The organism is Parasalinivibrio latis (assembly GCF_036825535.1).
GTDB classification, from domain to species: domain Bacteria; phylum Pseudomonadota; class Gammaproteobacteria; order Enterobacterales; family Vibrionaceae; genus Parasalinivibrio; species Parasalinivibrio latis.
Genome location: NZ_CP098812.1, coordinates 342,444 through 367,425 on the forward strand (window position 1 = coordinate 342,444; position 24,982 = coordinate 367,425).

Annotated in this window: 23 protein-coding genes; 15 read left to right on the forward strand and 8 right to left on the reverse strand. The window is 51.7% G+C overall.

Translation table 11 applies throughout. The features are described from left to right. The 14 genes from NF212_RS01745 (at position 1) to tldD (ending at position 16,885) form a co-directional block, all read left to right on the forward strand. Positions 1 to 462, forward strand: coding sequence for a type II secretion system protein (locus NF212_RS01745; protein WP_434358280.1), 462 nt, complete (start codon positions 1 to 3; stop codon positions 460 to 462). 33 nt (positions 463 to 495) lie between these two features. Beyond that, entirely contained in the window at positions 496 to 966 is a 471-nt protein-coding gene (locus NF212_RS01750; protein WP_434358282.1) for a prepilin-type N-terminal cleavage/methylation domain-containing protein, read from the forward strand. Further along, positions 956 to 1,477, forward strand: coding sequence for a type IV pilus modification PilV family protein (locus tag NF212_RS01755; RefSeq protein ID WP_434358284.1), 522 nt, complete (start codon positions 956 to 958; stop codon positions 1,475 to 1,477). Before NF212_RS01750 ends, NF212_RS01755 begins: the two co-directional genes overlap by 11 nt. Then, positions 1,477 to 2,304, forward strand: coding sequence for a PilW family protein (locus NF212_RS01760; RefSeq protein ID WP_434358286.1), 828 nt, complete (start codon positions 1,477 to 1,479; stop codon positions 2,302 to 2,304). Before NF212_RS01755 ends, NF212_RS01760 begins: the two co-directional genes overlap by 1 nt. 46 nt (positions 2,305 to 2,350) lie before the next feature. After that, entirely contained in the window at positions 2,351 to 2,761 is a 411-nt protein-coding gene (locus NF212_RS01765) for a hypothetical protein (RefSeq protein WP_434358288.1), read from the forward strand. A 489-nt stretch (positions 2,762 to 3,250) separates the two neighbouring features. After that, a complete protein-coding gene (locus tag NF212_RS01770) occupies positions 3,251 to 5,929 on the forward strand; it encodes a DUF6701 domain-containing protein (protein ID WP_434358290.1) in 2,679 nt (892 codons plus the stop codon). A gap of 155 nt (positions 5,930 to 6,084) precedes the next feature. Beyond that, positions 6,085 to 7,128, forward strand: coding sequence for a rod shape-determining protein (locus tag NF212_RS01775; RefSeq protein ID WP_054673941.1), 1,044 nt, complete (start codon positions 6,085 to 6,087; stop codon positions 7,126 to 7,128). Positions 7,129 to 7,166: 38 nt separating this feature from the next. Beyond that, positions 7,167 to 8,114, forward strand: coding sequence for a rod shape-determining protein MreC (gene mreC, locus NF212_RS01780; RefSeq protein ID WP_434358292.1), 948 nt, complete (start codon positions 7,167 to 7,169; stop codon positions 8,112 to 8,114). Next, a complete protein-coding gene (gene mreD, locus NF212_RS01785) occupies positions 8,104 to 8,598 on the forward strand; it encodes a rod shape-determining protein MreD (RefSeq protein WP_434358294.1) in 495 nt (164 codons plus the stop codon). Before mreC ends, mreD begins: the two co-directional genes overlap by 11 nt. 6 nt (positions 8,599 to 8,604) lie before the next feature. Then, entirely contained in the window at positions 8,605 to 9,168 is a 564-nt protein-coding gene (locus NF212_RS01790) for a Maf family protein (RefSeq protein WP_434358296.1), read from the forward strand. Between the two features lie 21 nt (positions 9,169 to 9,189). Beyond that, positions 9,190 to 10,659 (forward strand): ribonuclease G, encoded by a 1,470-nt coding sequence (gene rng, locus NF212_RS01795; protein ID WP_434358298.1) that lies wholly within the window; start codon positions 9,190 to 9,192, stop codon positions 10,657 to 10,659. Between the two features lie 8 nt (positions 10,660 to 10,667). Further along, entirely contained in the window at positions 10,668 to 14,570 is a 3,903-nt protein-coding gene (locus NF212_RS01800) for a YhdP family protein (RefSeq protein ID WP_434358300.1), read from the forward strand. 6 nt (positions 14,571 to 14,576) lie between these two features. Further along, positions 14,577 to 15,404 (forward strand): carbon-nitrogen hydrolase family protein, encoded by an 828-nt coding sequence (locus NF212_RS01805; protein ID WP_434358302.1) that lies wholly within the window; start codon positions 14,577 to 14,579, stop codon positions 15,402 to 15,404. 62 nt (positions 15,405 to 15,466) lie between these two features. Continuing rightward, a complete protein-coding gene (tldD, locus tag NF212_RS01810; protein ID WP_434360810.1) occupies positions 15,467 to 16,885 on the forward strand; it encodes a metalloprotease TldD in 1,419 nt (472 codons plus the stop codon). Positions 16,886 to 16,949: 64 nt separating this feature from the next. Here the strand turns inward: tldD and yjgA are convergent, their stop codons facing one another. Beyond that, positions 16,950 to 17,477: a ribosome biogenesis factor YjgA gene (gene yjgA, locus NF212_RS01815; protein ID WP_434358304.1), complete on the reverse strand. Its 528-nt coding sequence runs from the start codon at positions 17,475 to 17,477 to the stop codon at positions 16,950 to 16,952. A 277-nt stretch (positions 17,478 to 17,754) separates the two neighbouring features. Here yjgA and pmbA point away from each other — a divergent pair, with 277 nt between their 5' ends. Next, positions 17,755 to 19,095 carry a metalloprotease PmbA gene (gene pmbA / locus NF212_RS01820; protein WP_434358306.1) on the forward strand — a complete coding sequence of 447 codons (1,341 nt, stop codon included), beginning with the start codon at positions 17,755 to 17,757 and terminating at the stop codon, positions 19,093 to 19,095. Between the two features lie 82 nt (positions 19,096 to 19,177). Here the strand turns inward: pmbA and mgtE are convergent, their stop codons facing one another. The 7 genes from mgtE to lptB form a co-directional block, all read right to left on the reverse strand. After that, positions 19,178 to 20,536: a magnesium transporter gene (gene mgtE, locus NF212_RS01825; RefSeq protein ID WP_434358308.1), complete on the reverse strand. Its 1,359-nt coding sequence runs from the start codon at positions 20,534 to 20,536 to the stop codon at positions 19,178 to 19,180. A gap of 139 nt (positions 20,537 to 20,675) precedes the next feature. Continuing rightward, complete coding sequence (locus NF212_RS01830) at positions 20,676 to 20,951, reverse strand: HPr family phosphocarrier protein (protein ID WP_434358310.1); 276 nt, start codon at positions 20,949 to 20,951, stop codon at positions 20,676 to 20,678. Then, complete coding sequence (gene rapZ, locus NF212_RS01835; RefSeq protein WP_434358312.1) at positions 20,948 to 21,799, reverse strand: RNase adapter RapZ; 852 nt, start codon at positions 21,797 to 21,799, stop codon at positions 20,948 to 20,950. The genes NF212_RS01830 and rapZ overlap by 4 nt, the downstream gene beginning before the upstream one ends. Before the next feature lie 89 nt (positions 21,800 to 21,888). After that, positions 21,889 to 22,332 carry a PTS IIA-like nitrogen regulatory protein PtsN gene (ptsN, locus tag NF212_RS01840; RefSeq protein ID WP_434358314.1) on the reverse strand — a complete coding sequence of 148 codons (444 nt, stop codon included), beginning with the start codon at positions 22,330 to 22,332 and terminating at the stop codon, positions 21,889 to 21,891. Between the two features lie 2 nt (positions 22,333 to 22,334). Continuing rightward, positions 22,335 to 22,622 (reverse strand): ribosome hibernation promoting factor, encoded by a 288-nt coding sequence (gene hpf, locus NF212_RS01845; RefSeq protein WP_434358316.1) that lies wholly within the window; start codon positions 22,620 to 22,622, stop codon positions 22,335 to 22,337. 27 nt (positions 22,623 to 22,649) lie between these two features. After that, a complete protein-coding gene (locus NF212_RS01850; RefSeq protein WP_434358318.1) occupies positions 22,650 to 24,146 on the reverse strand; it encodes an RNA polymerase factor sigma-54 in 1,497 nt (498 codons plus the stop codon). A gap of 104 nt (positions 24,147 to 24,250) precedes the next feature. Beyond that, positions 24,251 to 24,976 carry an LPS export ABC transporter ATP-binding protein gene (lptB, locus tag NF212_RS01855; RefSeq protein WP_434358320.1) on the reverse strand — a complete coding sequence of 242 codons (726 nt, stop codon included), beginning with the start codon at positions 24,974 to 24,976 and terminating at the stop codon, positions 24,251 to 24,253. Positions 24,977 to 24,982: the final 6 nt, after the last annotated feature.

Below are 24,982 nucleotides of genomic sequence, written 5' to 3' on the forward strand. Positions count from 1 at the left end.
ATGAGAAAGCAAGGCGGTTTTACGCTGATAGAGCTGGTGGTAGTCATCGTGATTCTTGGCATTCTTGCAGTGACCGCTGCCCCGAAGTTCCTTAACTTCCAGGATGATGCTAAGAAAGCGTCGCTTCAGGGGCTGAAAGGTGCCATTGATGGCGCTGCAAGTATTGTGTACGGTAAAGCAGCTGTTGACAGTGTTACAGATGGAAATGTTGACGGAATCGTTGTTGTAAATGGCTATCCAGCTGCGACTTCTGCTGGGATTGGTGCGGCAGTTATTGGATTAAATGAAGACTGGACCGAAGTGTCCTCAAATACTACAGCAGGATCTAAATCTGTCACGTACTCATTCAAGGGAACTGCAGCGAATACATCTACCTGTATTGTTACATATTTAGAAGCAACAGGGTCAAATGCTGCGTCAGCTGCTAAAACCACTATTAAGTTTGGAACTGGTTGCGAATAAAAAATAGCTTGTTTGATGCCGTTTAAGGAAGCAATGTTTAGTAAGCGTGCCGGCTTTACTCTCGTAGAGCTGGTGGTTGTTGTGCTGCTTCTGGGTATCCTTTCAGTGGTCGCCATTCCCCGGTTAAGTGGGTTTGGCGACTTTGATCTATATGGGACCCGGGATGCGCTGGTCGCCGAGTTGCGCCATGCCCAAATCCTTGGCCTTAACAACCCTGACCGCTGCTACCGGGTAAACGTTCAATCCGGCAGTTACCGAATCCAGCAATTTGATGCACGCAGTGGGCGTATCTGTTCCGGTGCGATGAACTGGCAGGACGAGGCGTCCGTTTTACCAAGCGGGACAGCAGTCAAATATGGTGGCAGTTCTACGTTTAATGTCGATTTTTCTCCCCTTGGGCAGACCAATTTAACCTGCAACCTTCTTTCTGATTGTATTACTGTTGTTGGAAACCAAACCCTCCCGGTTATGGTTGAATCTGAGGGGTATATTTATGCCCTGTGACATCATGTCGAGAAAGTCACAAGGATTCACGCTTATCGAATTGGTTGCCGGTATCGTGGTGTTTGGGTTTGCCATCCTGTTGATGACTACACTGCTGTTTCCTCAGGCAAAACGTGCTGGCAGCGCCCTGCATGAAGTGCGAGCAGCAGAATTGGCCCACTCCCTTTTAAATGAAATAAACAGCAAGAAGTTTGATGAGAATACACCGACCGGAGGCGTTCCGGCCTGTGGCTCGTCTTCACCGGGGGCATTGGCCTGCTCCGATACAATGGGGCCTGACTCCGAAGGGCGGGGTGATTATGATGACGTTGATGATTTCAACGGGCTGAATGAAAACTCTGACATGAACTCATCCGGGGAGAAATACCAGGATTATTATGAAAACTACAGACTGAGTGTCTCAGTTGCCTATGCCAACCCTCCAGCGAAAGCACAGAAAATAGTATCGGTTACCGTGACGACACCAGGTGGGACTGAGCTGAAATTCAACTCCGTCAGGAGTAACTTCTGATGCATGGTTTTCTCCGGTCAGCCCAAAGGGGATTTACCCTGATCGAAATGGTCACTGTCGTGGTGATTATGGGGATCGTGATCTTCTCTGTGGGGAGCATTATTCGAGCTGGGGGAGATATCTACGCGGATACGGTGAAAACTGAAAATATCCTCGGTGAAGGGCGTTTTGTACTGGCACGAATGACGCGGGAGGTCCGGGATGCTGTCCCAAACAGTGTCCGGGTGAAAACCGGCAGTAATTGGCAATGCCTGGAGTTTTTGCCGATTTTGTCCAAGGGGCGTTACCTTTCTCTGCCAATTTATCCTGCAGCAACAAGCATTGGCGGTACCGTTATTATGCCGTCCGGTTCGCTTTCACAGGGAGAAATTATGTGGGTGAACCCTGTCTCGGTTTCTACTGTATATTCAGTGAACGGAAGCAATGGTGTTAACCGCGCAGTAATAGATACATCAACAGCGGGATCGGATGCCAACACCTTTGATATCACGTTTTCCGGAGGCCCCCTTCGATTTTCTAGTGAATCGCCCCGGCAACGGTTTTATGTGGCAAAAACACCGGTGAGCTATTGCTATGAAGAAACAAAAGGAGAGGTTCGCCGGTACGCCAGTTATGCACTTTCCGAAAACCAACTTGAACCAACCCAGATGGGCGCAAGTGCCCTGATGGCTCAGTTACTGGTTAATGATGTCAGCGCAAGCAGCATATTTACTGTGGTATCAGCCGGAACAGCCGGCAACGCCCTGATAACCATGAAGCCGGAGTTCAGTATTTCCGGTCAGAACTTTACATTCCACCATCAAGTCAGTATCGCCAATGTGCCGTAAAAGAAGAATGAATGGTTCCAAACACCAGCAACAAGGGTCGATGCTCATGACATCGATTTTTGTGCTGGTCGGGATGTTGGTGCTGGGGGCTGCGTTAGTACAAATATTGGGGCGAACGTCTCGCAGTACGGCGATTGAAGTCTGGAGCATCCGGGCTCACAGCGCTGCTGGCAGCGCAGCCGAGAGGGCGCTTTCTGAGTTGTACCCACTGTCCGGAACCGGTACAGGGTGTTCCGGGGTGTCTGCTTCCTGGAACATTGGCGCTGACACGGGACTGGAAGGGTTTAGCGGTTGCTCGGTGGAATTAGGATGTGGTGCTGTGAGCTCAGCCGGGCAAACCATGTATACCATAACAAGCTCAGCTGTTTGCAAAAGTGACAACTGCTCCGGCACAACCTCTGACAGCTCGGGTTGCATGAGAGTAAAACGGACGCTTAGGGTGACTGCATTGGAGTAAAACCGGCTACGTAGCAATCTCACATGTTATGTCAATAAATACCCAACCTCCTTCCAGGTACCAAACTTGCACTTATAGTTTCCTCATTCTCTTCCGTTATCCGTTTCTTGTCGGCACTTAACCCTCTTATTTTTCGCTGGTTACTGCCCCCGGTATTCTCAAATCCCGCAAACGTTATTTTCTTCTTACAAATTTGATCCAAATACGCTTCCCATTGTTTTGCTCTGGTCATAATAGGTGATAAATTGCGTACAATTTGTTTCTTATTGATTTCATCATCTTATTCTCTGTGGAAGGTGATATGCAGGACATGACCAGGGGACGAATTCCTCCTCGCTTGTAGCGGCGCTCCTTGATACTGCAACCCCTCTCCCCGGAGACAGATGCACTCATTGGGCCTTCTTGTTTCATGGACTTTTCAGCCTCTACCCTCTGTCGGTCAAAGACGATTCGATGTGTCGTTGATGCACAAACTGGAGTTTACCGCTCATGAAAAAGCGTTTCGGGGTTGTTTTTGTGTTGATGAGCATTTTCCTGGGCGGTTACTCATTTGCAAACGACCTTCCACTCTGCGTTGATGTATTTCCACCGGGTGATGAAGACAACGTGCCTGATGGCGTAGAAATGAAACCGCCTAAAGATATTGAAGATGAATTAGACAGCATCTCGAACTCTTTTTGTCCTGAATCAAAAGTCTATCCTCCCGGAGACTATGTTTTTGGTAACTGTACCTTAGCCGGCCTAGAAAATATTTCTGGAAGTGGTGTAACCACTCGCTTTTTTTTCAAGGAATTGCGGATTTCTGGAAATGTAAATTTAAACTCTGGCCCAAATGATAAGCCTGAAAATATGTTCATTTATGTTAAGGGTCCATTGGAGTTTACCGGGAACCTTAATTTTAAAGGTGTGGTTTATGCTGCGGGTAAGACAACTGTCAGCGGTAATTCAACTATCAATGGTGCCTTTGCAGTAGAAAATAATAGTGATTTGATCACGTCTGGTAATTCGAAATGGGTTTATGATGAAGATGCTGTAAACAATGCAGATCTGAGTGGAATGTGTAATTCCAAGCCTCAGCCTCAGAAGCTTGATCACTTTCGTATCAAATATACTCAAACTCCACTTACTTGTTCTCCTCTAAAAATCAATGTATTTGCCTGTAAAAATAGCGAGTGCACCGACAGGTTTACCGATGAAGAAGTCACAGCGACGTTAAACGCTGAAAATATAACGGGCGGGTGGTCGAAAAACCCGGTCACGCTAAAAGATGGAACTGCCAAGGCTTACTTAAAACAGTTTAAGTCCGGTATACCAATTGTTCTTGATGTTGTGGGCTCTTCTCACGCCACCAATCCAGAAAGCAAAACTCTCTGCAGCCGCGGAGGACCTTATTCTGAGGACTATTGTACTCTGCGATTTAACGATGCTGGCTTCATTTTCGATATACCCGATAAACTGGCAGGAAAACCGGCATCAGATATCAAAATTTCCGCAGTGGTTAACTCCTCACCGGGACGGGCGGAGGGGCAGTGTATTCCTTATTTAAGCCAGCCGCGAAATGTCGGTTTCAAATTCTCTTATCAGATACCAGATTCCAAGCAGATCATTGGCGCGCCCAAGCCGGTAGTAAATAATGTGGTGCTGGATTCAGACTATAAAAACGTCCGGATAAATTTCAATGAGCAAGGCATCGGGTACCTTGATGTCAATTATCCCGATGCGGGTAAAATAAGGATAGATGCCAAACATGCTGGTACCGATAATTACGAGGGACTCGAAATCAGTGGCTTTGACACTTTCGTCAGCTTCCCTGCCGGACTATGTGTTGAGCCGGAGCAAATCTGTACAAAAGGCAACGCAAGATGCCCTGTGTTTAAGAAGACTGGACAGCCTTTTGATATCACCGTTAAGGGTGTGGCTTGGCAGCAGAATCCACCTTCTTCAGGTGACTTCTGTGATTACTCAACAGCCACTCCAAATTACGCCCATGAAGGTCTGGCGATTACATCAAACCTCAAGACACCAGCATCAGGTGTAAACGCAATTGTGGAAGGATGTCGTCAAGTTAACGGCGGCACGGTCTGCGATCAACCCGCAACGTTTACAGGCTGGCAGAAAGGGAATGACAACACCCGCCAGTTCAATGTGTCTGAAGTGGGAGTGTTTACCTTTACCGCTGAGCCACCGGATGAATACCTGGGCTCCCCGGGGGTTGTTATTGATGGAAAAATGCAGCCTGTTCAGCCCGCGACCAGCAAGCCGGTCGGGCGATTTATACCGGATCATTTTGTACTGAATAATGGAGACATAACGCCGGGCTGTCATGTGTTCAGTTATATGGCGGAGCCTTTTTCTATATCCGGTGATCTGGTTGCCCAAAACCACAAAGGGGCAACAACACAAAACTACCGAGGAAACTTCGCAAAAGCCTCGGCAGGTGTCGTCGCCGAAAACGATAATGATGGGCGAAATCTTTCTGTCCGGTTGGACAGCCATCTGGGTACTCAATCGACAACCAGCCAGTCTATCGAAACCAATTGGCGGGCAGGCGTTGCCGCAATCGAAGATCAAATCGTATTTTCCCGAGGGACCGTGCTGGATGGTCCATATGACAATATGGATATCGGCATCAGCCTTAGTGATCCCGATGGAAGTGAGTTAACCGGTAAGAACATGCATCCGGGGCAGGCTGGAGAGTGCGGAGCAAATTGCACTGCGGTTGAGCTTGGCACGCAGATGATGAGGTATGGCAGAGGCCATGTCGAATATGCGGTGGGGCCATTAAACGAAACGGTAAAAAGTAATGTGGAAGCCAGATACTGGAATGGCAGTGACTGGGTTCGCAACGATCTGGACAACTGTTCTGTACTCGGCAATGTCAGCCTTACTGCCTCCGGTACCCATATTGTGCCTTCCCCGGTTCCTGCTGGTGTAAGCCGCAGTTGGCCTGACAGCCATTTCAACGACGGACGGACTACACTTCACTGGCTTTCGAACCAGGGCTTTGAGGGGGAGGTGACGGCTTCTGTTCCGATGCCTGCCTGGCTGAAATATTATTGGAACTGGGACGGCAGTTCACCCAACGCAAATGTGGATCCTCGGGCCAGTGTCTATTTCGGTATATTTCGGGGCCATGATCGTGTGGTTTTCTGGCGAGAGGTGAACTGATTCCCGTAAAAGGGTCCAAATAACCAGTTAGTTTTGACAAAAACCTTGCCATGCCTCCTGTTTGACAGAACGCTGTCTTGTCGGGAAGCGTGGCTGTTGATAAAGTTAGCGCAACAAAAAATACTCCCAAGTGCTTGCAGGACTCACCAACCACTATGTTTAAGAAACTTCGTGGCATGTTTTCCAACGATCTCTCTATCGATCTTGGAACCGCCAACACCCTGATTTACGTGAAAGGACAGGGTATTGTCCTTGATGAACCTTCCGTTGTTGCTATTCGCCAGGATCGTGCCGGCTCGCCAAAAAGTGTTGCGGCAGTAGGTCACGACGCCAAGCAGATGCTGGGTCGTACCCCGGGCAATATCGCAGCTATCCGCCCTATGAAAGACGGCGTGATCGCGGATTTCTATGTGACTGAGAAAATGCTGCAGCACTTTATCAAGTCAGTCCATAACAACAATGTACTGCGTCCCAGCCCTCGCGTGCTGGTTGCTGTGCCTTGTGGTTCTACCCAGGTAGAACGCCGTGCAATCCGTGAATCTGCACTGGGTGCGGGAGCCCGCGAAGTGTACCTGATTGATGAGCCTATGGCGGCAGCAATCGGTGCAGGCCTGCCGGTATCTGAAGCGACCGGTTCTATGGTGGTCGATATCGGTGGCGGTACAACAGAAGTGGCTGTTATCTCTCTGAATGGCGTCGTTTATTCGTCTTCAGTGCGTATTGGTGGTGACCGTTTCGATGAAGCTATTATCAACTATGTCCGCCGTAACTACGGCAGCCTGATTGGTGAAGCGACTGCTGAGCGTATCAAGCATGAAATCGGTTCTGCGTACCCTGGTGACCAGGTGCTGGAAATTGAAGTGCGTGGCCGTAACCTGGCAGAAGGTGTACCTCGCAGCTTTACCCTGAACTCCAACGAGATTCTGGAAGCCCTGCAAGAGCCCCTGAGCGGCATCGTATCTGCGGTAATGGTTGCACTTGAGCAGTGTCCGCCAGAGCTGGCTTCAGATATCTCCGAGCGCGGTATGGTGCTGACCGGTGGTGGTGCGCTGCTTCGTGACCTTGACCGCCTGCTGATGGAAGAAACCGGCATTCCGGTCGTGGTTGCTGAAGACCCGCTGACCTGTGTGGCGCGTGGTGGCGGTAAAGCACTTGAAATGATTGATATGCATGGCGGTGATCTTTTCAGTGAAGACTGACAGCTTCGGCTGTGTGTCTCTATAGGTTAATACACTGAATGAAACCGATATTTGGCAGGGGACCATCCCTGCAACTCCGCCTTTTCTTGGCGATTCTCCTGTCAGCCAGCCTTATGCTGGCTGACAGCCGTTTAGGCGCGTTTACCAGCGTGCGCTACCTTTTGAACTCGTTTGTTGCACCTCTCCAGTTTGCTGCAAACATGCCCCGTGATGTATTGGACAATACGTTTGTCCAACTGACTTCCCGTGAGCGCCTTATCAGCGAAAACGACGCCCTGAAAAACGAAGTCCTGCACCTGAAAAGTGACCTGCTGCTGAAAGATCAGTATGAGCAGGAGAACCAGCGTCTGCGTCAGTTGCTTGGGTCGCCGTTTGTCCGGGATGAGCGCAAGATGATCGCTGAAGTGATGGCTGTCGATTCGTCCCCTTACCAGCGGCAGATTATGATCGACAAAGGCCGGACCAACGGGGTCTACGAAGGCCAGCCGGTGATCAACGAAAAAGGCATTGTCGGCCAGGTAGCCTATGTCGGGGCGCATAACAGCCGGGTTGTCCTGCTGACAGACCCGAACCATGCTATTCCCGTTCAGGTAATGCGTAACGACATTCGTGTTATTGCATCTGGTACCGGTGAGGTTGATACCCTTCGACTGGATAATATTCCAAGCAGCACGGATATTGATGTGGGAGACAAACTGGTGTCTTCCGGCCTGGGTGGTGTGTTCCCTGAGGGATACCCGGTTGGAACCATTACATCCTTTGCCTATGACAACCAGCGCCCGTTTGCCGATGTGATCGCCAAGCCCGCAGTGAGTTTTGACAGGCTACGCTATGTGCTGCTTGTCTGGCCAACCGGTGTTGAGCGTAATGGTGTCAGCGTCCCTGAGGATGCCAAGCCCGCAGTAACCCCCAACGATGTAGACAGCAAGGTGAATGCAAAACCGCAACCTGAAGTGACAAAACCGGAGGCTGGCAATGGCGACTAAATCAAGTGCGCTGCGCGGCCATCTGGTTATCTGGACGTCGTTTATCGTCGCACTTATCCTGCAAACAACCCCCTGGCCGGGAGCGCTTGAACCGTTCCGCCCCAATTGGGTGTTGTTGGTGGCGACTTACTGGGTAATGGCGCTGCCACACCGTGTAAATGTCGGCTCGGCAATGATCCTTGGCCTGTTGTGGGATCTGATGCTGGGGTCAACGCTGGGTGTACGTGCTCTTACCATGTCTATCCTGATTTACCTGGTTGCCATTAACTTCCAGTTGCTGAGGAACCTTTCCTTGTGGCAACAGGCAATGTTGGTGGCCTGCCTCGGCGTACTGGGCAAGTTGATAGAGTTCTGGGCTGAATATGTGATCTCCAATATCACCTTCCTTCCTGAGCTCCTGTGGTCGGCATTGTTAAACTTCCTGTTATGGCCGTGGCTGTTCCTGCTGCTTCGCAGAATTCGCCGCCAGTTTGCGATAAGGTAAATAACTATGTCTCTTACACCGGTCTACTTAGCTTCCGGGTCGCCAAGGCGACGTGAACTACTGTCCCAGCTTGGTGTGGACTTTGATGTCCTGAAAGTGGATGTTGAAGAAGTACGTCAGCCCGGTGAACAGGCACAGGCCTATGTGCGCCGCCTTTCCAGGGACAAAGCGATGGCCGGTGTGGCTGTTGCTCCGGAAAACAAGCCGGTTATCGGCTCCGATACTATCGTGGTATGTGATGGGAATGTGCTGGAAAAACCCCAGGACCTTGCTCATGCGGAACAGATGCTTTCCATGCTGTCCGGGCGCTCGCACCAGGTGATGACAGCGGTAACCCTGGCCGACAACGAAAAACAAAAAACGGAGTTAGTGGTTACTGACGTCTGGTTTCGGGATATCGAACCGGAAGAGATCCGAGAGTATTGGCAATCCGGTGAGCCCTGCGATAAGGCAGGAAGCTATGCTATTCAGGGGATTGGCGGAAAGTTTGTCCGGCGGATCGAGGGCAGCTACCACGCTGTGGTTGGCCTGCCACTGTGCGAAACAGAAGCGCTGATAAAAGAATTCTGAAAAAATTAGCCGAGGGAAACCATGGGTGCAGAGTTACTGATTAACGTCACCCCTACTGAAACGCGCGTTGCCATGATTGAAGGCGGAAGCCTTCAGGAAATCCATGTGGAGAGAGAGGCAAAGCGCGGCATCGTCGGGAATATCTACAAAGGGAAAGTAAGCCGTGTCCTGCCGGGCATGCAGGCCGCGTTTGTTGATATCGGCCTGGAAAAAGCAGCTTTCCTTCATGCGTCTGACATTGTTCCGCATACCGAATGCGTTGCTGAAAGTGAAAAGCAGCAATTCAAGGTCCGTGACATATCCGAGCTGGTTCGCCAGGGGCAGGATCTGGTGGTGCAGGTGGTTAAAGATCCGCTGGGTACCAAAGGTGCCCGCCTGACAACCGATATCACGCTTCCTTCGCGTTATCTGGTGTTTATGCCGGGGGCAAGCCATGTCGGCGTTTCCCAGCGAATCGAAAGCGAGGAAGAGCGAGAGCGCCTGAAAAACACGGTCACCGAATACTGTGATGAACTGGGTGGCTTTATTATCCGTACCGCCGCGGAAGGTGCCAGCGATGTTGAAATGCGTCAGGATGCCGAATTCCTCAAGCGCCTGTGGCGCAAGGTAATCGAGCGTCGTGACCGCTACTCTTCCAAAACCATGTTATATGGGGAGCTGGGCCTGGCTCCACGAATCCTGCGTGATTTTGTCGGTACTGAGATTGAGCTGATTAAGGTTGACTCACGCCTGACCTTTGAAAAGCTGCAGGAGTTTACCTCTGAGTTTGTCCCTGAGCTGACGGACAAACTGGAGTACTACAGCGGCAATATGCCAATCTTCGATCTCTACGATGTGGAGAATGAAATCCAGCGTTCCATGGATCGCAAGGTTGAGCTTAAATCCGGCGGTTACCTGATTATCGACCAGACCGAAGCCATGACCACCATCGATATCAATACTGGTGCGTTTGTTGGCCGTCGCAATCTGGAAGAGACTATCTTCAACACCAATGTTGAAGCGACCCAGGCCATTGCCCGCCAACTCCGGCTGCGTAACCTTGGCGGTATCATTATCATCGACTTTATTGATATGGGGTCTGATGAGCACCGCAGGAGAGTTCTGCACCTTCTGGAGCAGGCGCTGGAGAAAGACCGGGTAAAAACCAACATCAATGGCTTTACCCAGCTCGGACTTGTGGAGATGACCCGCAAACGTACCCGTGAAAGCCTGGAACATATCCTGTGTGGACAGTGTCCAACCTGTAAAGGGCGCGGTACGGTCAAGACGGTTGAAACCGTCTGTTACGAGATCCTGCGTGAAATCACCCGGGTCAACCGCGCTTATGATGCCGACAAGTTTGTTGTGTACGCCTCACCGACTGTGGTCGATGCCCTGCAAGGCGAAGAGTCCCATGCTGTCGCAGAACTGGAAGTCTTTATTGGCAAACAGGTTGTCATCAATCAGGAGCCCCTGTATACCCAGGAACAGTTTGACGTGGTAATGATGTAGGCACGCCGTTGTATAAACGAATCTCAGTCCATGTAGTCAGGGCTATTTTATGGCTATGTATCAGTTTACTGGTAATTGTTGCCCTGGCTTTGACCGGGCTGAGAATTTTACTGCCTGATCTGGACAGCTACCACAGCCAGATTGAAACCTACCTGAGCCGTGAAACCGGGTTTAACCTGGATTTCACTGCTATCAAGGGCCGCTGGCGAAACAGTGGCCCTGTTATCACCCTGCAAAACCTGGTGGTCAGGGACCCGGCTGAGAATGATGCCCCGGTAGCAAGAGTTGAATCTTCACGGGTTGAACTGGACCTCCTGAAAAGTATCCTCCAGATGGAGCCAGTCCTGGAAGACCTATCCATCTCCGGGCTATACGTCGACACGACCCAGTTCTTACCGGCTCCGGATTCTGAAAAGCCTCCGGCAGCAAGCCAGCCTCAACTGAAACCAGCCATGGCTGCCACCAGGCTTGAAAACCTGTTTCTCTCCACCCTCAGCCATTTTTCACTGGAAAATTCCACAGTCAGGATGCTGGCCCCATCCGGAGAAGTGCGCACCATTGATATCCGCGAGCTGAAGTGGAAAAACAGGGGAGCCCGGCACCAGGCCCAGGGTGTATTGAGTCTTCGTGGCACCAGCTTTAACGCACTGAAAGTACAAGCGGATTTTCTCTCCGTTCGAGGGCTCAAAGATGCTGACGGGCGTATTTATATCGATGCAGAGGATATCTCTGTCCGTCCGTGGCTTGAAAAGAACCTCACTACCCGGCATGACATTGAAAAGGGCCGCGCATCATTCAAGGCTTGGTTGAAACTTAAAGCCGGGAAGCTAGCTTTCGCGCAGTTAAATGCCAGTGACAGTTTCCTTCAGTGGCGTCTAAAGGGTAAGGAGCAGCAGGTTTCCATAAAAGGCGGAACATTGTTGCTTACCCCTGTTGCTGAGGGCAGTTGGCGCCTTGATACGGAAGCCTTGGCCCTGGAAACCAATGGAGAGGCCTGGCCGACCATTGCTGTTCATGCCCAATGGCAGCCCAAGCGCTGGAAACTAAATATCAGCGAACTGTCTATTCCCAGTCTTCGCCCCCTTGTCAGCCTGCTTGATGCTGAAGGTAAGGTTGAGCATGTCGTAAAGGCGCTCAACCCTCAGGGCCTTATTAAGGATATCCGTGTTTCCGGGGCAGGAGAGACTCTTCCAGCCTATTCATTCCGTCTGGAAAATGGTGGTTTCAATCACTGGAGTTACCTGCCAGAGGCCCACAAACTCAACGCAGATATTGCCGGGCAGGGATTAAAAGGCCACGCAACATTTACCATGCAGGATGATGAACTTCCGTATGGGGAATTTTTCCAGGCGCCGTTGCCGGTGAAAAAAGGCGAAGTCAGCGCTTACTGGCTGGGTGATGACAAGGGATGGCACCTGTGGGCGGACAAGGTGCATGTGGTTTCTCCGGATCTTGCTGTGGATGGCGCGTTCCGCCTTGATATGCCCCAAGGGCAATCGCCGCTTCTGGCTATTTACGGCGATATCGATATCGCACGTGCCGGGCAGACCTGGCGTTACCTGCCAACGCTGGCGTTGGGGCAGGAGCTGACAGACTACCTTTCTGCTGCCATCCAGGGCGGAAATGCCCAGGGTGCCAAACTGCTGTGGTACGGTGAGCTGGCAGATTTTCCTTACAACGAAAACAACGGTGTATTCCAGGCATGGGTGCCGCTTCGGAGAACCAAGTTCAGTTTTGACACCGCCTGGCCTCCACTGACCAATACTGATATTGACCTGCTGTTTGATGGTGAGGCGATGCACATCAATGCCAGCCGGGTCGATCTTATGGATATATCCAATGGCGTGGTAAGCGGGCAGATTGACCGCCTGACTAGTAATGGAAACCTTCTGCTGGATGTAAAAGTGAGTGCTGATGGGGAGGCTGTGCGTGACTATATGCTGGCAACCCCGCTGGTGGACTCTGTCGGTGCTGCCCTTACCCATGTGCAGGTCCAAAATCAGGTCTCGTCCCACTTCAAACTGACCATTCCGCTTAGCGGGGCCGATGTTGATGCGCGTGGTACTGTGCAGTTCAAGGGCAATACCATCAATGTTGAGGCACCGAGCGTTACGTTGACGAACGTCGGGGGAACCCTGGATTTTCGGAACGATATACTCAGTGCCGGAGACCTGAGCGGAGTGCTTTGGAACCAAGCGGTAAACTTTGGGTTCACCGGTGAGAGTGAAACCAGCGGTTACCTGGTTGACCTCAACATGGACGGTAACTGGGATGCCAACAAGCTAAAGGCTGCCATTGGTTTGCCCAATGCAGGGGAGGTCGAGGGCCGGGCACCGTGGCAACTTGATGTCGGGTTGTCATTAAAAGATGTCGGGTTCCATTACCAGGCCAGGCTGGATACTTCGCTGGATGCCATTTCATCCTCACTGCCAGCACCGCTTGGCAAGCCGGCCGGGGTAAAAGCTCAGGGCGTGGTAGAAGTCCGTGGGGACGGTGAGCGGTTGGTGGGTGAGGCGCACCTGCTCGATACTACCTACCAGGTGGATGTGTCGCTGTCTCCGGATATCCCGGTTATTGAAGCAAGCCGGTTGCAGTTAGGTGGTGAGGAGCCGCCAACCACGGTACTGACCGGGCATTCGGTGACCATTGAGAAAGAGGCATTTAATGCTGACGATTGGCTGTCATTTTTACAGAAGCATCAGGCACACAAAGAGTCAGTGAAATTTGATACCTCCAAGATGCCTGTTTTGCCTGAGCCCACCAGGGTGAATGTGAAGTCTGACACGGTGAAACTCGCCGGGTTGGATTGGCACAATGTTTCCCTCGCTGCCAGAGAGAAAAAAGATGGCTGGCATGTGCTTGTCGGCAGTGAGGAGATTAACGGAGAAGCACTCTGGCACCCGGGCTCCCTGCTTACAGTAAGCCTCGAAAGCCTCTACCTCAACATCCCGGAAGAGGAAGATAAACCTGCCCAGGATGGAGATAAGCCTTCTGCATACAGTGCCCGCCTAAGCCCTGAAAACCGGGCATTGTTTGATGCGATACCGGCAACAGACCTCCACATCTCCGATATGTGGCTGCAGGGGTACAGACTGGGTCGGGTCGCTGCCCGATTGCAAAAAGACAGGGATACCCTTGATCTGGAAGATCTGACCGTTGGGAGCGGAGATACCCGGGCCCAGATGAAAGGCTATTGGAAAGTGTTGCCGGGCGAAACCTCTAAAACCGTATTAAACTTTGATATTAAAGGGAAGAATAGCAGCGACCTGATGGGCCGCTTTGGAGTGACTGGCGGTATCCAGGAAGCTGCATTTTCGACCCGTGGTTCATTGCGTTACGATGGTGTGCCCTGGCAACCGGTGCTGGCAACCCTTAATGGCAGCCTCGCATCTGAGCTCAATAAAGGTTACGTAAGTGGAGTAGGCGGTGCTGGTAAGCTTCTCGGCCTTTTCAGCCTCAGCTCCATTGTCCGTAAAATGCAGCTTGATTTTTCAGGTGTGTTTGAAGATGGCCTGGCATTTGATGAAATAGTCGCTAAAGGTCGGATAGAAAACGGTATCTTCATCAGCGAAGATATCCATATGGATTCCCTTGCGGGCAAGATGACTATCAAAGGTGAAGCTGATCTGGCAGACAACCAGGTAAACGCCGCCGTCGTATTTGTCCCTGACCTGATGTCGGGTATTCCGGTTTTAACCGCGTTTGCGGTCACCCCGCAAACGGCATTGTATGTGTTGGCAATCACTACGGTGATCTCTCCGGTTGTTGATGCCTTCACACAAATTCATTATCAGGTAACTGGCCCAATTGATGCGCCTGAGGTAAAGGAAGTTTCGAGGCGTAAAGCAGAAGTCACCTTGTCGGAACAGGATGCCAAGCGCCTGCGCCGGGAGGGCAAAAACAAGGAGTAGTGCGCTATGACAAAAATGGGAGTTGTACAGCTTAATTCCGGTGCGGATCCGGTCCAGAATTTTGTGGATCTGTCTGCCCGGGTACGAACCCTCCATCAACAAGGTGCACGCCTGGTGCTGACACCGGAAAACAGCCTGGTGTTTGGCAGCAAGGAAGACTACCTCCAGCACGCTGAAGTGCTTGGACACGGACCGTGGCAACAGAAATTTTCCGAGCTCGCGTATGAGCTCGGAATCTGGCTGGTGATCGGATCCTTCCCTATTCGCAATGACAACACGGGATCGTTGTTTTCCACCTGCCTGGTTTACGACGCTGCCGGTCATCTTCGTGGCTCCTACGACAAACTCCATATGTTTGATGTTGATATCGCGGACCAGCATAAAAGCTACCGTGAGTCAGATACATTTCGTGGCGGCGAACGTATCTCGGTGGTGGATTCCCCGTTCGGCACATTGGGTCTGTCCATCTGCTACGATGTCCGCTTCCCGCCACTTTACAATGCCCTTGCCGATGAAGGTTCACAGGTTATTGTGGTGCCAGCAGCCTTTACCAAGGTAACCGGCCAGGCACACTGGGAGGTCTTGCTCAGAGCACGTGCCATTGAGACCCAGTGCTGGATCCTTGCCGCCGCCCAGACAGGCAGCCACACCCACAACCGGGAGACCTGGGGCCATTCGATGATCATTGACCCTTGGGGCCAGGTGGTGTGCCGTTTGGGAGAGCAACCCGGCGGTCTGGTTGCCAATGTTGATCTCGGTGTCGAAGATGCAATCCGCGATAAGATGCCGGTTTCACGTCATGCGAGGCTGACGACAACGCTCAAAGTCGTATAATGGCTGCAGAATCTCCAGCAACCAGAGCGCGGTGAATGAATTTAGAACTAGTAGAACAGAGTATGCTGCTCCAAAACGGAGTCAGCAGGGATAAGCTCGAGCAGACCCTGGCCCACCTGGCTGACCGTCAAATCGACTACGGAGATATTTTCTTCCAGTCATGCTGGCATGAAACCCTGGTGCTGGAAGACAGCATTATCAAAGACGGTTCATTCAACATCGACCGAGGTGTTGGTGTCCGTGCGGTCAGTGGTGAAAAAACCGGGTTTGCCTACTCGGATCAAATCAACGGTGATGCACTGTGGCAAAGCGCCACCGCCGCACGCGGTATTGCCCCTAAAGGCGGAAACGGCAAAGTCAGTGCTTTCCGGTCAGCCAGTTATCCGGAAATCTATGCGCCATGCGATCCGCTGAGCTCATTGAGCAAAGAAGAAAAAATCGCACTCCTGAAAGAAATTGATGCTTATATCCGTGCCAAAGAGCCTTTGGTAAAAGAAGTTTCAGTCAGCATTACCGGCCTTTATGAACAGGTACTGGTTGCTGCAACTGACGGCACCTTCGCAGCGGATGTACGCCCGCTGGTCCGACTGTCAGTAAGTGTGCTGGCCGAACAGGATGGCCGCCGTGAACGAGGAAGCGCCGGTGGTGGTGGCCGTTACGGTTATGAGCAGTTCCTTGTTGAGCAGGACGGCAAAACGGTAGCCCTGCATTTTGCCGATGAAGCGGTGCGCCAGGCGCTGGTTAACCTTCGCGCCGAGGCAGCCCCTGCCGGTACCATGCCAGTTGTACTGGGTGCTGGCTGGCCGGGTGTCTTGCTGCACGAAGCACTGGGCCATGGCCTAGAAGGTGACTTTAACCGTAAGGAATCATCAGTGTTCACCGGGCAGGTTGGACAACAGGTAACGTCACCGCTGTGTACCATCGTGGATGACGGTACGCTGGCTGGTCGCCGGGGCTCCATGAATATTGATGATGAAGGTGTACCGGGCCAGTACAATGTACTGATTGAAAACGGTGTGCTGAAAGGTTACATGCAGGACAAACTGAATGCCCGCCTGATGGGTGTAGAGCCAACCGGTAACGGCCGACGTGAGTCATATGCCCACTTGCCGATGCCGCGTATGACCAATACCTACATGCTGCCGGGTGAGCATACACCGGAACAAATTATTGCCACCGTTGAGAAGGGCATTTACGCGCCTAACTTTGGCGGCGGCCAGGTGGATATCACCTCCGGTAAATTTGTCTTTTCTGCATCAGAAGCCTACCTGATTGAAGATGGCAAAGTGACAACCCCCATTAAGGGAGCAACCCTGATTGGCAGCGGTATTGAAGCGATGCAGCAGGTTTCCATGGTCGGTAATGATCTGCAAATCGACCGAGGTGTCGGCGTGTGTGGCAAGGCCGGGCAGAGTGTGCCGGTGGGTGTTGGCCAGCCAACCTTGAAAATCGATGCCATCACCGTGGGTGGAACCCAGTAAACTCAGGGTGTAAATACAGAAAAACCGGGGAATTCCCCGGTTTTTCATATAAGTAAGACGTAAATCAGTCTTCGCTTTCCATCTCAGCTTTCAGGATCTGGAAAATTTCACGGTAAGCTTTTGGTGGCTTGTTACCGGCTTTTTCTTTTGCTGCCTGGCGGGCAAGGGTGCGCAGGCGCTGGCGGTCAGCATTAGGGTAAAGGTTCATGGCATCATTGATAGCCTTGTCACCTTCTTCAACAATGCGATCACGCAGAACTTCCAGCTTCTGCAAGGCAATGGTTGCCTGGGCATGCTTGTTGCGCAGTTTGTCCAGTGCGGCCTGGATAGGCTCCGGATCGCGGTTGCGCATCAGTTTGCCGATAAACTGCAACTGGCGGCGGCGCGCCTCGTTTTTAAAACGCTGGGCGTCTTTAATCGCAGTGCGCAGGTCGTCGTCGAGAGGAAATTTCTCCAATACAGCCGGTTTCAGTTCAACCAGCTCTTCGCCCAACTCTTGCAGGGCGGTCATATCGCGTTTCATCTCGGATTTGGTGACCCAGATGATTTCCTCTTCTTCTTCCCAAGGCTCACGCTTGTTCTTACGGCTCATAGTGGCGCTCTCAGCTTCTGGTTTTGCAATGGCGCTGATTCTAGCATAAACCCTGAGCGTTTCATGTGCTGTTGTATATCATCCCAATCGGATTCATTCCCTGATTATCCTGACTGGTTGAAATCATTCATTTCTCCTGCGTCACCTCAGCCCAATGAATCAATCCAATGGGTATCACAGACCATTACGATGAAAGGAATTGCATGGCTACATTTAGCCGGTGCGATGTTATCCTTAATGCAGACTTAGGCTTAGAGACTTAACAGTAAGTGACGGTATGGATCTCAAACAGCGTGTAGCCGTGCAGCAGCAAGAGCTGGAAGCGGCAGTTAGCCGGGCTTTGGAACTGGCAGCCAAGAAAGCAGATGCCGCAGAAGTGGCAATTACCAAATCTACCGGCCTCAGTGTTTCCACCCGCATGGGTGAGGTAGAAAATGTAGAATTTAACAGTGATGGTGCCCTGGGTATTACGGTGTACCGGGGGCAGCGCAAAGGCAGTGCATCGACCACGGACCTGAGTGAGAAAGCCATCACCCAGACTGTTGAAGCTGCCTTGGATATTGCCCGCTATACCTCTGAGGATCCTTTTGCTGGTCCTGCACCCAAAGAGCTGATGGCGTTTGAGTACCCGGACTTGGATCTTTTCCACCCGGATGAACCAGACCCGGATTATGCGGCGGAGCAGGCGATTGCTGCGGAAAAAGCGGCACTGGAATATGACAGCCGGATCCGTAACAGTGATGGCGCAGGTTATGACAGCCATTACGGAGTGCGAGTTTACGGTAACAGCCACGGTATGCTGGGCAGCTATGCATCAAGCCGACACAGCATCAGCTGCAGCGTGATTGCGGAAACAGATGCCGGGATGGAGCGTGACTACAGCTATACCCTGGGCCGTGACAAAGCCGATATGTGGACACCGGAAAAGGTGGGCTCCGAGGCTGCACGCCGGACGCTGAGCCGCATGGATCCGCAAAGGCTGGATACCCGCGAAGCCCCGGTGTTATTCCTCGCTGATGTGGCAACCGGCCTGTTCGGTCACCTGGTGATGGGTATCAGTGGTGGCAACCTCTACCGCAAATCCTCATTCCTGCTCGATAAACTCGGTGAACGCATCCTGCCGGAATGGCTCAATATCAGTGAGCATCCGCACCTTAAAAAAGGGCTGGCCAGTACGCCTTTTGACAGCGAAGGTGTCATTACCCGCGATATGCAGATTATTGAAAATGGCGTATTGCAGACCTATCTGCTGCCTTCCTATGCGGCACGCAAGCTGAATATGACCCCAACCGGCCATGCTGGCGGAATCCACAACTGGCAGGTACAAAATACCGGTCAGGACTTTGATACCCTGCTTTCCCAGATGGATCGCGGCCTGATCGTCACTGAACTGATGGGCCAGGGTGTGAATACCGTAACGGGTGACTACTCTCGTGGTGCGGCTGGTTTCTGGGTTGAGAACGGCAAAATCCAGTTCCCGGTTAGTGAAATTACCATCGCCGGCAACCTTGCTGATATGTACCAGCAGATAGTTGCCGTCGGCACGGATACTGAGCTTCGCAGCCAAATCCAGACCGGTTCGGTACTGATTGAAAAAATGAAGATTGCCGGTCAGTAACAGGGCGGGTTCGACAAGAAAAAAAGCGGATGACGAATCATCCGCTTTTTTTGTATCTGGTTTTCTTCCCCAAACGCCACACTTAGTTGATAAGCAGGGTGGCAAGGCCAAGGAAGACTGACAGGCCGACCACGTCGGTGACGGTAGTCAGAGCCATACCACCGGCAAGTGCGGGGTCAATCTTGAGTTTTTTCAGGATAATTGGGATAGATACCCCGGCAATGCCCGCTACAATCAGGTTGGTCAGCATGGCAGCCGCGATAATGCCGCCCAGCATCCAGTTTCCTTTCCAGACAACAACCACACCACCGATAATCAGTGCCCACAGCAGGCCGTTCAGCACACCGACTGCGGCTTCTTTGGCAAGCAACCAGCGGGTGTTGGAGTCACCGATGTGACCCACTGCCAGACCGCGGATAACCAGGGCAACAGTCTGGTTCCCGGCTACACCGCCCATTGAAGGTACGATGGTCATCAAAACCGCGATGGCTGCCATTTTGTCCAGCGTACCCTCAAACATGTTTGACACAGAAGCGGCGGCGAGGGCGGCAAGGACATTGGCACCGAGCCAGATGCTGCGTCGGCGTGCAGATTTAACTACAGGTGCGAAGGTGTCTTCCTCATCATCCATACCCGCCATACTCATCATTGAGTGCTCGGCATCTTCACGGATGATGTCCACCACGTCATCGATGGTGATACGGCCGACAAGGCGGTTGCTTTCGTCAACAACAGGGGCTGATACCCAGTCGCGGCGCTCAAACAGGTTGGCAACTTCACTTTCATCCATGGCAACCGGGATTGGCTCATCCGCCTCTTCCATCACTTCAGCCACTTCAGTGTCCGGCTGGGAAGTGAGGAGGATAGTCAGTGGCAGGTAGCCGATCAGCACGCCATTTTCATCAATAACATACAGGGAGTCGGTGGCTTCCGGCAGTTCTGCTTTCATACGCAGGTAGCGCAACACCACGTCGATAGTGACGTCTTCCCGGATAGTGATGAAGTCGGTATTCATAATACCGCCGGCTGTTTCCTCCGGGTATGAAAGCGCCTGCTCTACCCGGGTCCGGTCGGCTTCATCCATCTGCTGGAGAACATCCTGGGAGACATTTTCCGGCAGGTTACGCAGCAGGTACACCACATCATCGGTGTCCATACCTTCTGTGGCGGCAGCAACCTCTTCGGCATCCATTTGCGCCATGATGCCGTCTTTGACGTCTTCCGAGAGGTCTTCAAGGATCTCACCATGAAGTTCAGGATCGGTCAGTTGCCAAAGAACCTGGCGGCCTTTGGGCGGGGAAGCTTCGAGGAGGTGTGCGATGTCTTCCGGTTCCATATCCTGCAGAATGCGACGGACACGGACGAACATCCCGTTTTCGAGGGCTTTGCTGACTTCCTGTAGCGTTTGATGGGTTAGATCCTGGTCGATATTTTCTGCCATGCGACCTGGCCTCTTAATAGTCATGCGCAATGGCATGAATTTTAACGTAAACGGCAGCGTCTGTCGCAGCGCATTTGCTTAACCTCAATTTTTAATCGTGGAGGTCTTAGCTGCGGAGCGTTTAATGGAAGGGATAAAATCAGTTTTCTTCGTCAAATCCCGCTTCAATCAGGGCTGAAACAGCATCCAATGCCTCATTCGCATCGATACCGTCTGCACTGACAGTGATCTCCTGCCCTTGGGCTGACTCGAGCATCAGGAGGCCCATAACACCATCAGCCGTGGCAGATTTTTCATCGTTACTGATGGTGATGACTGATTTGAAACTCTGCGCCAGCTCGACCAATTTCATCGCTGCCCGCGCATGCAGCCCAAGACGGTTACGGATAAAAATCTTCTTGGATGCCAGACTCACAGCCCTAACTCCAAAGTGCGGTGGCGAATCTGGACCTGGTGACCCTTGGCCCGGAAATAGTCATGAAGCAACTGGGCGATATATACCGAACGGTGTTGTCCGCCGGTACAGCCAATGGCGATGGTCAGGTAAGCGCGGTTATTGGTTTCCAGTGAAGGGAGCCAATATTCAAAGAAATGGGTCAGCTGGCTGATCAGTTGGCCGACTTCCGGCTGTGACGCCAAGAAGACTTTCACCGGTTCATCCAGGCCGGTTTGAGGCCTAAGCGTCGGATCCCAGTGGGGATTGGGTAAAAAACGGACGTCATAGACATAGTCTGCATCTGTCGGCAAGCCATGCTTGAAGCCGAAAGATTCAAACACCATGACCAGCTCGCGGCTTTTTCTCCCTAACACACGGGCCCGGACTGTTTCACTGAGGTCGTGCACAGAAAGGATGGATGTATCCAGCACCAGATCTGCATTTTCCTTAATGGGGGAAAGCAAGAGGGCTTCCTGTTGCACTGCCTGTTCAAGGCTCATTTGGTTACGGGAAAGGGGATGCAGGCGACGGGTTTCGCTGAAACGGCGAATGAGCTCTTTGTTGTCCGCGTCGAGATAGATGATGTCGGTATCAATCTCCTTGGGCAAGCGGGACAGGGTCAGGGAAATTTCCTGAGGATCAGCCGGCATGTTGCGGATATCTATACTGACGGCGATTTTCTGGGTTTCCGTGCGCTGGCCGGCTATGAATGCGGGCAGCAAATCGACCGGCAGGTTATCTACGCAGTAATAACCCAAATCCTCAAGGACGCGCAGGGCAACAGATTTGCCGGAGCCTGAGCGGCCGCTGATTATTTTTAACATCATTATGTTGTATTCCCTGACTCGGGGTTCAGTGCTCTTTTAAGCGTAACCGTTATATAAGTGTAACGGGCTATGGCAAGAGCAATTTGAATTTATTGAGTCATAATTTCAAACAGTTCCTGATCAGAACCTGCATTTCTAAGCTTCTTGAGCACCTGTTTGTCACTGAGCTTTTCTGCCATCAGTGAAAGGGTTTTCAGGTGTTCCTTGCATTGCTCATCAGGGACTAACAGGGCAAACAGCAGATCAACCGGCTGGTTGTCGATGGCGTCGAACTGGATAGGTTCAGCGCACTGGATCAGCACAGCGACGGCTTTATCAATTTGGCTGCTTCTCCCGTGGGGAATAGCGATACCGTTCCCGATACCTGTACTGCCGACTTTTTCCCGGCTCAACAGGCTCTCAAACAGCTTCTTAGGAGATTGATCAAGCGTTTGGGCTGCAACCTCGCTAATGATTTCAAGGGCGCGTTTTTTACTTGAGCACTGGACTGCACTCTTGGTGCAGTCCGGCTTCAATACGTCTGAAAGTTGCATGATTAGTGATGGTTAAGTTTGTCTTTGTGTTTGTTTAGCTGCCTTGCCAGTTTATCAACCAGTTTATCAATGGCGGCATACATGTCTTCGGAGTCAGCGCGTGCGTGCACCTCTCCGGCGTTTACATGCAGGGTGGCTTCTGCAATGTGATTGAGTTTCTCGACGTTGAGGACGATCTGGACATTGTTGATGTGATCAAAGAAGCGACGTAGCTTTTCGACCTTGGCGGTGACATATTCCCGAAGTGAATCGGTGATTTCCACATGATGTCCGCTCAGGTTAATTTGCATAAACACCTTCCTCCTGTTGTTGCGCCGTTAGATGAGACGCTTTCGCTGGTTGGATGGAGCAATGCCCAAAGACTCACGGTACTTCGCGATTGTCCGTCTGGCTACCTGAATTCCTTGTTCTGCCAACATGGCCGCAATCTTGCTGTCACTCAGCGGCTTTTTCGGGTTTTCTGCGGCGACAAGTTTCTTCACCAGGGCGCGAATAGCGGTCGAAGAACACTCTCCTCCATTGTCCGTGCTGACGTGGCTGGAGAAGAAATATTTCAACTCAAAGATGCCACGCGGGGTGTGCATATACTTCTGGGTCGTGACACGGGAGATCGTCGATTCATGCATGTCGACATCCATTGCCACGTCATTGAGAACCATGGGTTTCATGGCCTCTTCACCATACTCAAAGAAATCCCGTTGATGCTCTACAATACAACGAGCCACTTTGAGCAGCGTATCATTGCGGCTTTCCAGGCTTTTAATCAGCCACTTGGCTTCCTGGAGATGGCTGCGGATAAACTGGCTGTCTGACGGGTTGCGTGCACTTCGGGAAAGTGAGGCGTATTGCTCATTCACTTTCAACCTTGGGACGCTGTCCGGGTTAATGGAAACCAGCCACTTGCCCCGGTCTTTGAACACCAGCACATCCGGCACCACATACTCGGCCTCGTTGGTCACAATAAGGTTGCCTGGGCGAGGCTCCAAGCCATGGATCAATTTCATAACCGCCGTAAGCTCTCCTTCTTTGAGCTTAGTATTTTTCATCAGCTGGCGGTAGTCGCGGTTCGCGAGGAGATCCATGTGTTCTTTGAGGATAGAGCGTGCTTCGGTTAACCAGGGAGTGTCTTGTGAATAGGCAGCGAGTTGGATTAGCAGGCATTCCTTAAGATTTCGGGAGGCAACGCCGAGAGGGTCAAACTGCTGTACCCGTTTAAGTACTGCTTCTACCTCGTCGAGTTCAACTTCCTCATTCCCTAGGCTTTCCAGGATATCCTCTGCTGAGCAGGTCAGGTAGCCTTTGTCGTCAACCGCATCGATAATGGCGGTAGCGATAGCGAGGTCTGTTTCAGTGAATGGGGTCAGTTGTACCTGCCACATCAGGTAGTCATACAGGGTCTCTGTGGTTTCACCCTGGTAAACCGGCAGGTCATCATCGATTACGATACCCGTGCTGCCGGTGTTGGCGCTGTAGACGTCGTCCCAGCTTGCGTCTACGGGGAGGTCATCGGGCATTTCATTGCTGCTCAGTGCGTCGGAAGTTTCCCGGGCGTCGGCACTGAGGGGTTCAAAGTCGTCGTTTCCTTCCTGCTCTGAGGGACTGTCTGCAAGGGATTTTTCGCTGTCGCTTTCCTGTTCGCGATCGGCTTCATCTTCAAAGGATTCATCCTGATCAAGTAACGGATTGGACTCCAGTGCAGCTTGAATTTCCTGTTGCAAATCGAGCGTAGAAAGCTGCAGCAAGCGAATGGCTTGCTGAAGCTGTGGGGTCATTGCAAGTTGTTGTCCCAGCTTTAACTGAAGCGAGGGTTTCATTATGTAGTTGTACCTTGCATGCCACTTTTCCAGTGGCCCTTGTTATCATTTTGTCTGAACTGAGCGTTCGGGAAGCTACATCACAAAACAAAGCGCTTCTGTAACTATAGCTTGAACTGGTCACCCAGGTAGACGCGTTTCACGTGCTCATCATTCAGTATCTCATCCGGTGAACCATGAGCAATCATTTTTCCTTGGCTGACGATGTAAGCATGCTCACATACGTCCAGAGTTTCGCGGACATTGTGGTCCGTAATCAATACTCCCAGGCCTCTGTCACGCAGGTGCTCAATAATCTTTTTGATATCGATCACAGAGATAGGGTCAACACCCGCAAAGGGTTCATCCAACAAGATGAACTTAGGGTTGGCAGCCAGTGCCCGGGCAATTTCCACCCGGCGGCGTTCACCACCAGATAATGCCATACCCTTGCTGTTACGTATGTGCTGAATATTAAACTCTTCGAGCAAGTCTTCTGCTTTGTCCTGTCGCTGCTCACGCGTGAGATCGCTGCGGGTTTGCAAAACGGCCATCAGGTTGTCATAAACCGACAGGCGGCGGAAGATGGAAGCCTCCTGAGGCAGATAACCGATACCCATGCGGGCGCGGTTGTGCATCGGCTGAATACTGATGTCGTTGTCATCTATGGTAATGCTGCCTTCATCTCGGGCAACCAGGCCGACGATCATATAGAAAGATGTCGTTTTACCGGCGCCGTTTGGCCCCAGCAGGCCAACAATCTCGCCTGACTTTACGCGCAGGCTGACGTCTGACACTACCTTGCGTCCCTTGTAGCTTTTAGCCAGGTTTTTAGCGGTTAGAACGGCCATAGAACT

Bases quoted from the DNA above. Each gene is read 5' to 3' on its own strand.
- NF212_RS01745 (WP_434358280.1), top strand. From the start codon at position 1: ATGAGAAAGCAAGGCGGTTTTACGCTGATAGAGCTGGTGGTAGTCATC.
- NF212_RS01750 (WP_434358282.1), top strand. From the start codon at position 496: ATGTTTAGTAAGCGTGCCGGCTTTACTCTCGTAGAGCTGGTGGTTGTT.
- NF212_RS01755 (WP_434358284.1), top strand. From the start codon at position 956: ATGCCCTGTGACATCATGTCGAGAAAGTCACAAGGATTCACGCTTATC.
- NF212_RS01760 (WP_434358286.1), top strand. From the start codon at position 1,477: ATGCATGGTTTTCTCCGGTCAGCCCAAAGGGGATTTACCCTGATCGAA.
- NF212_RS01765 (WP_434358288.1), top strand. From the start codon at position 2,351: ATGACATCGATTTTTGTGCTGGTCGGGATGTTGGTGCTGGGGGCTGCG.
- NF212_RS01770 (WP_434358290.1), top strand. From the start codon at position 3,251: ATGAAAAAGCGTTTCGGGGTTGTTTTTGTGTTGATGAGCATTTTCCTG.
- NF212_RS01775 (WP_054673941.1), top strand. From the start codon at position 6,085: ATGTTTAAGAAACTTCGTGGCATGTTTTCCAACGATCTCTCTATCGAT.
- mreC (WP_434358292.1), top strand. From the start codon at position 7,167: ATGAAACCGATATTTGGCAGGGGACCATCCCTGCAACTCCGCCTTTTC.
- mreD (WP_434358294.1), top strand. From the start codon at position 8,104: ATGGCGACTAAATCAAGTGCGCTGCGCGGCCATCTGGTTATCTGGACG.
- NF212_RS01790 (WP_434358296.1), top strand. From the start codon at position 8,605: ATGTCTCTTACACCGGTCTACTTAGCTTCCGGGTCGCCAAGGCGACGT.
- rng (WP_434358298.1), top strand. From the start codon at position 9,190: ATGGGTGCAGAGTTACTGATTAACGTCACCCCTACTGAAACGCGCGTT.
- NF212_RS01805 (WP_434358302.1), top strand. From the start codon at position 14,577: ATGACAAAAATGGGAGTTGTACAGCTTAATTCCGGTGCGGATCCGGTC.
- tldD (WP_434360810.1), top strand. From the start codon at position 15,467: ATGCTGCTCCAAAACGGAGTCAGCAGGGATAAGCTCGAGCAGACCCTG.
- yjgA (WP_434358304.1), bottom strand. From the start codon at position 17,477: ATGAGCCGTAAGAACAAGCGTGAGCCTTGGGAAGAAGAAGAGGAAATC.
- pmbA (WP_434358306.1), top strand. From the start codon at position 17,755: ATGGATCTCAAACAGCGTGTAGCCGTGCAGCAGCAAGAGCTGGAAGCG.
- mgtE (WP_434358308.1), bottom strand. From the start codon at position 20,536: ATGGCAGAAAATATCGACCAGGATCTAACCCATCAAACGCTACAGGAA.
- rapZ (WP_434358312.1), bottom strand. From the start codon at position 21,799: ATGATGTTAAAAATAATCAGCGGCCGCTCAGGCTCCGGCAAATCTGTT.
- ptsN (WP_434358314.1), bottom strand. From the start codon at position 22,332: ATGCAACTTTCAGACGTATTGAAGCCGGACTGCACCAAGAGTGCAGTC.
- hpf (WP_434358316.1), bottom strand. From the start codon at position 22,622: ATGCAAATTAACCTGAGCGGACATCATGTGGAAATCACCGATTCACTT.
- NF212_RS01850 (WP_434358318.1), bottom strand. From the start codon at position 24,146: ATGAAACCCTCGCTTCAGTTAAAGCTGGGACAACAACTTGCAATGACC.
- lptB (WP_434358320.1), bottom strand. From the start codon at position 24,976: ATGGCCGTTCTAACCGCTAAAAACCTGGCTAAAAGCTACAAGGGACGC.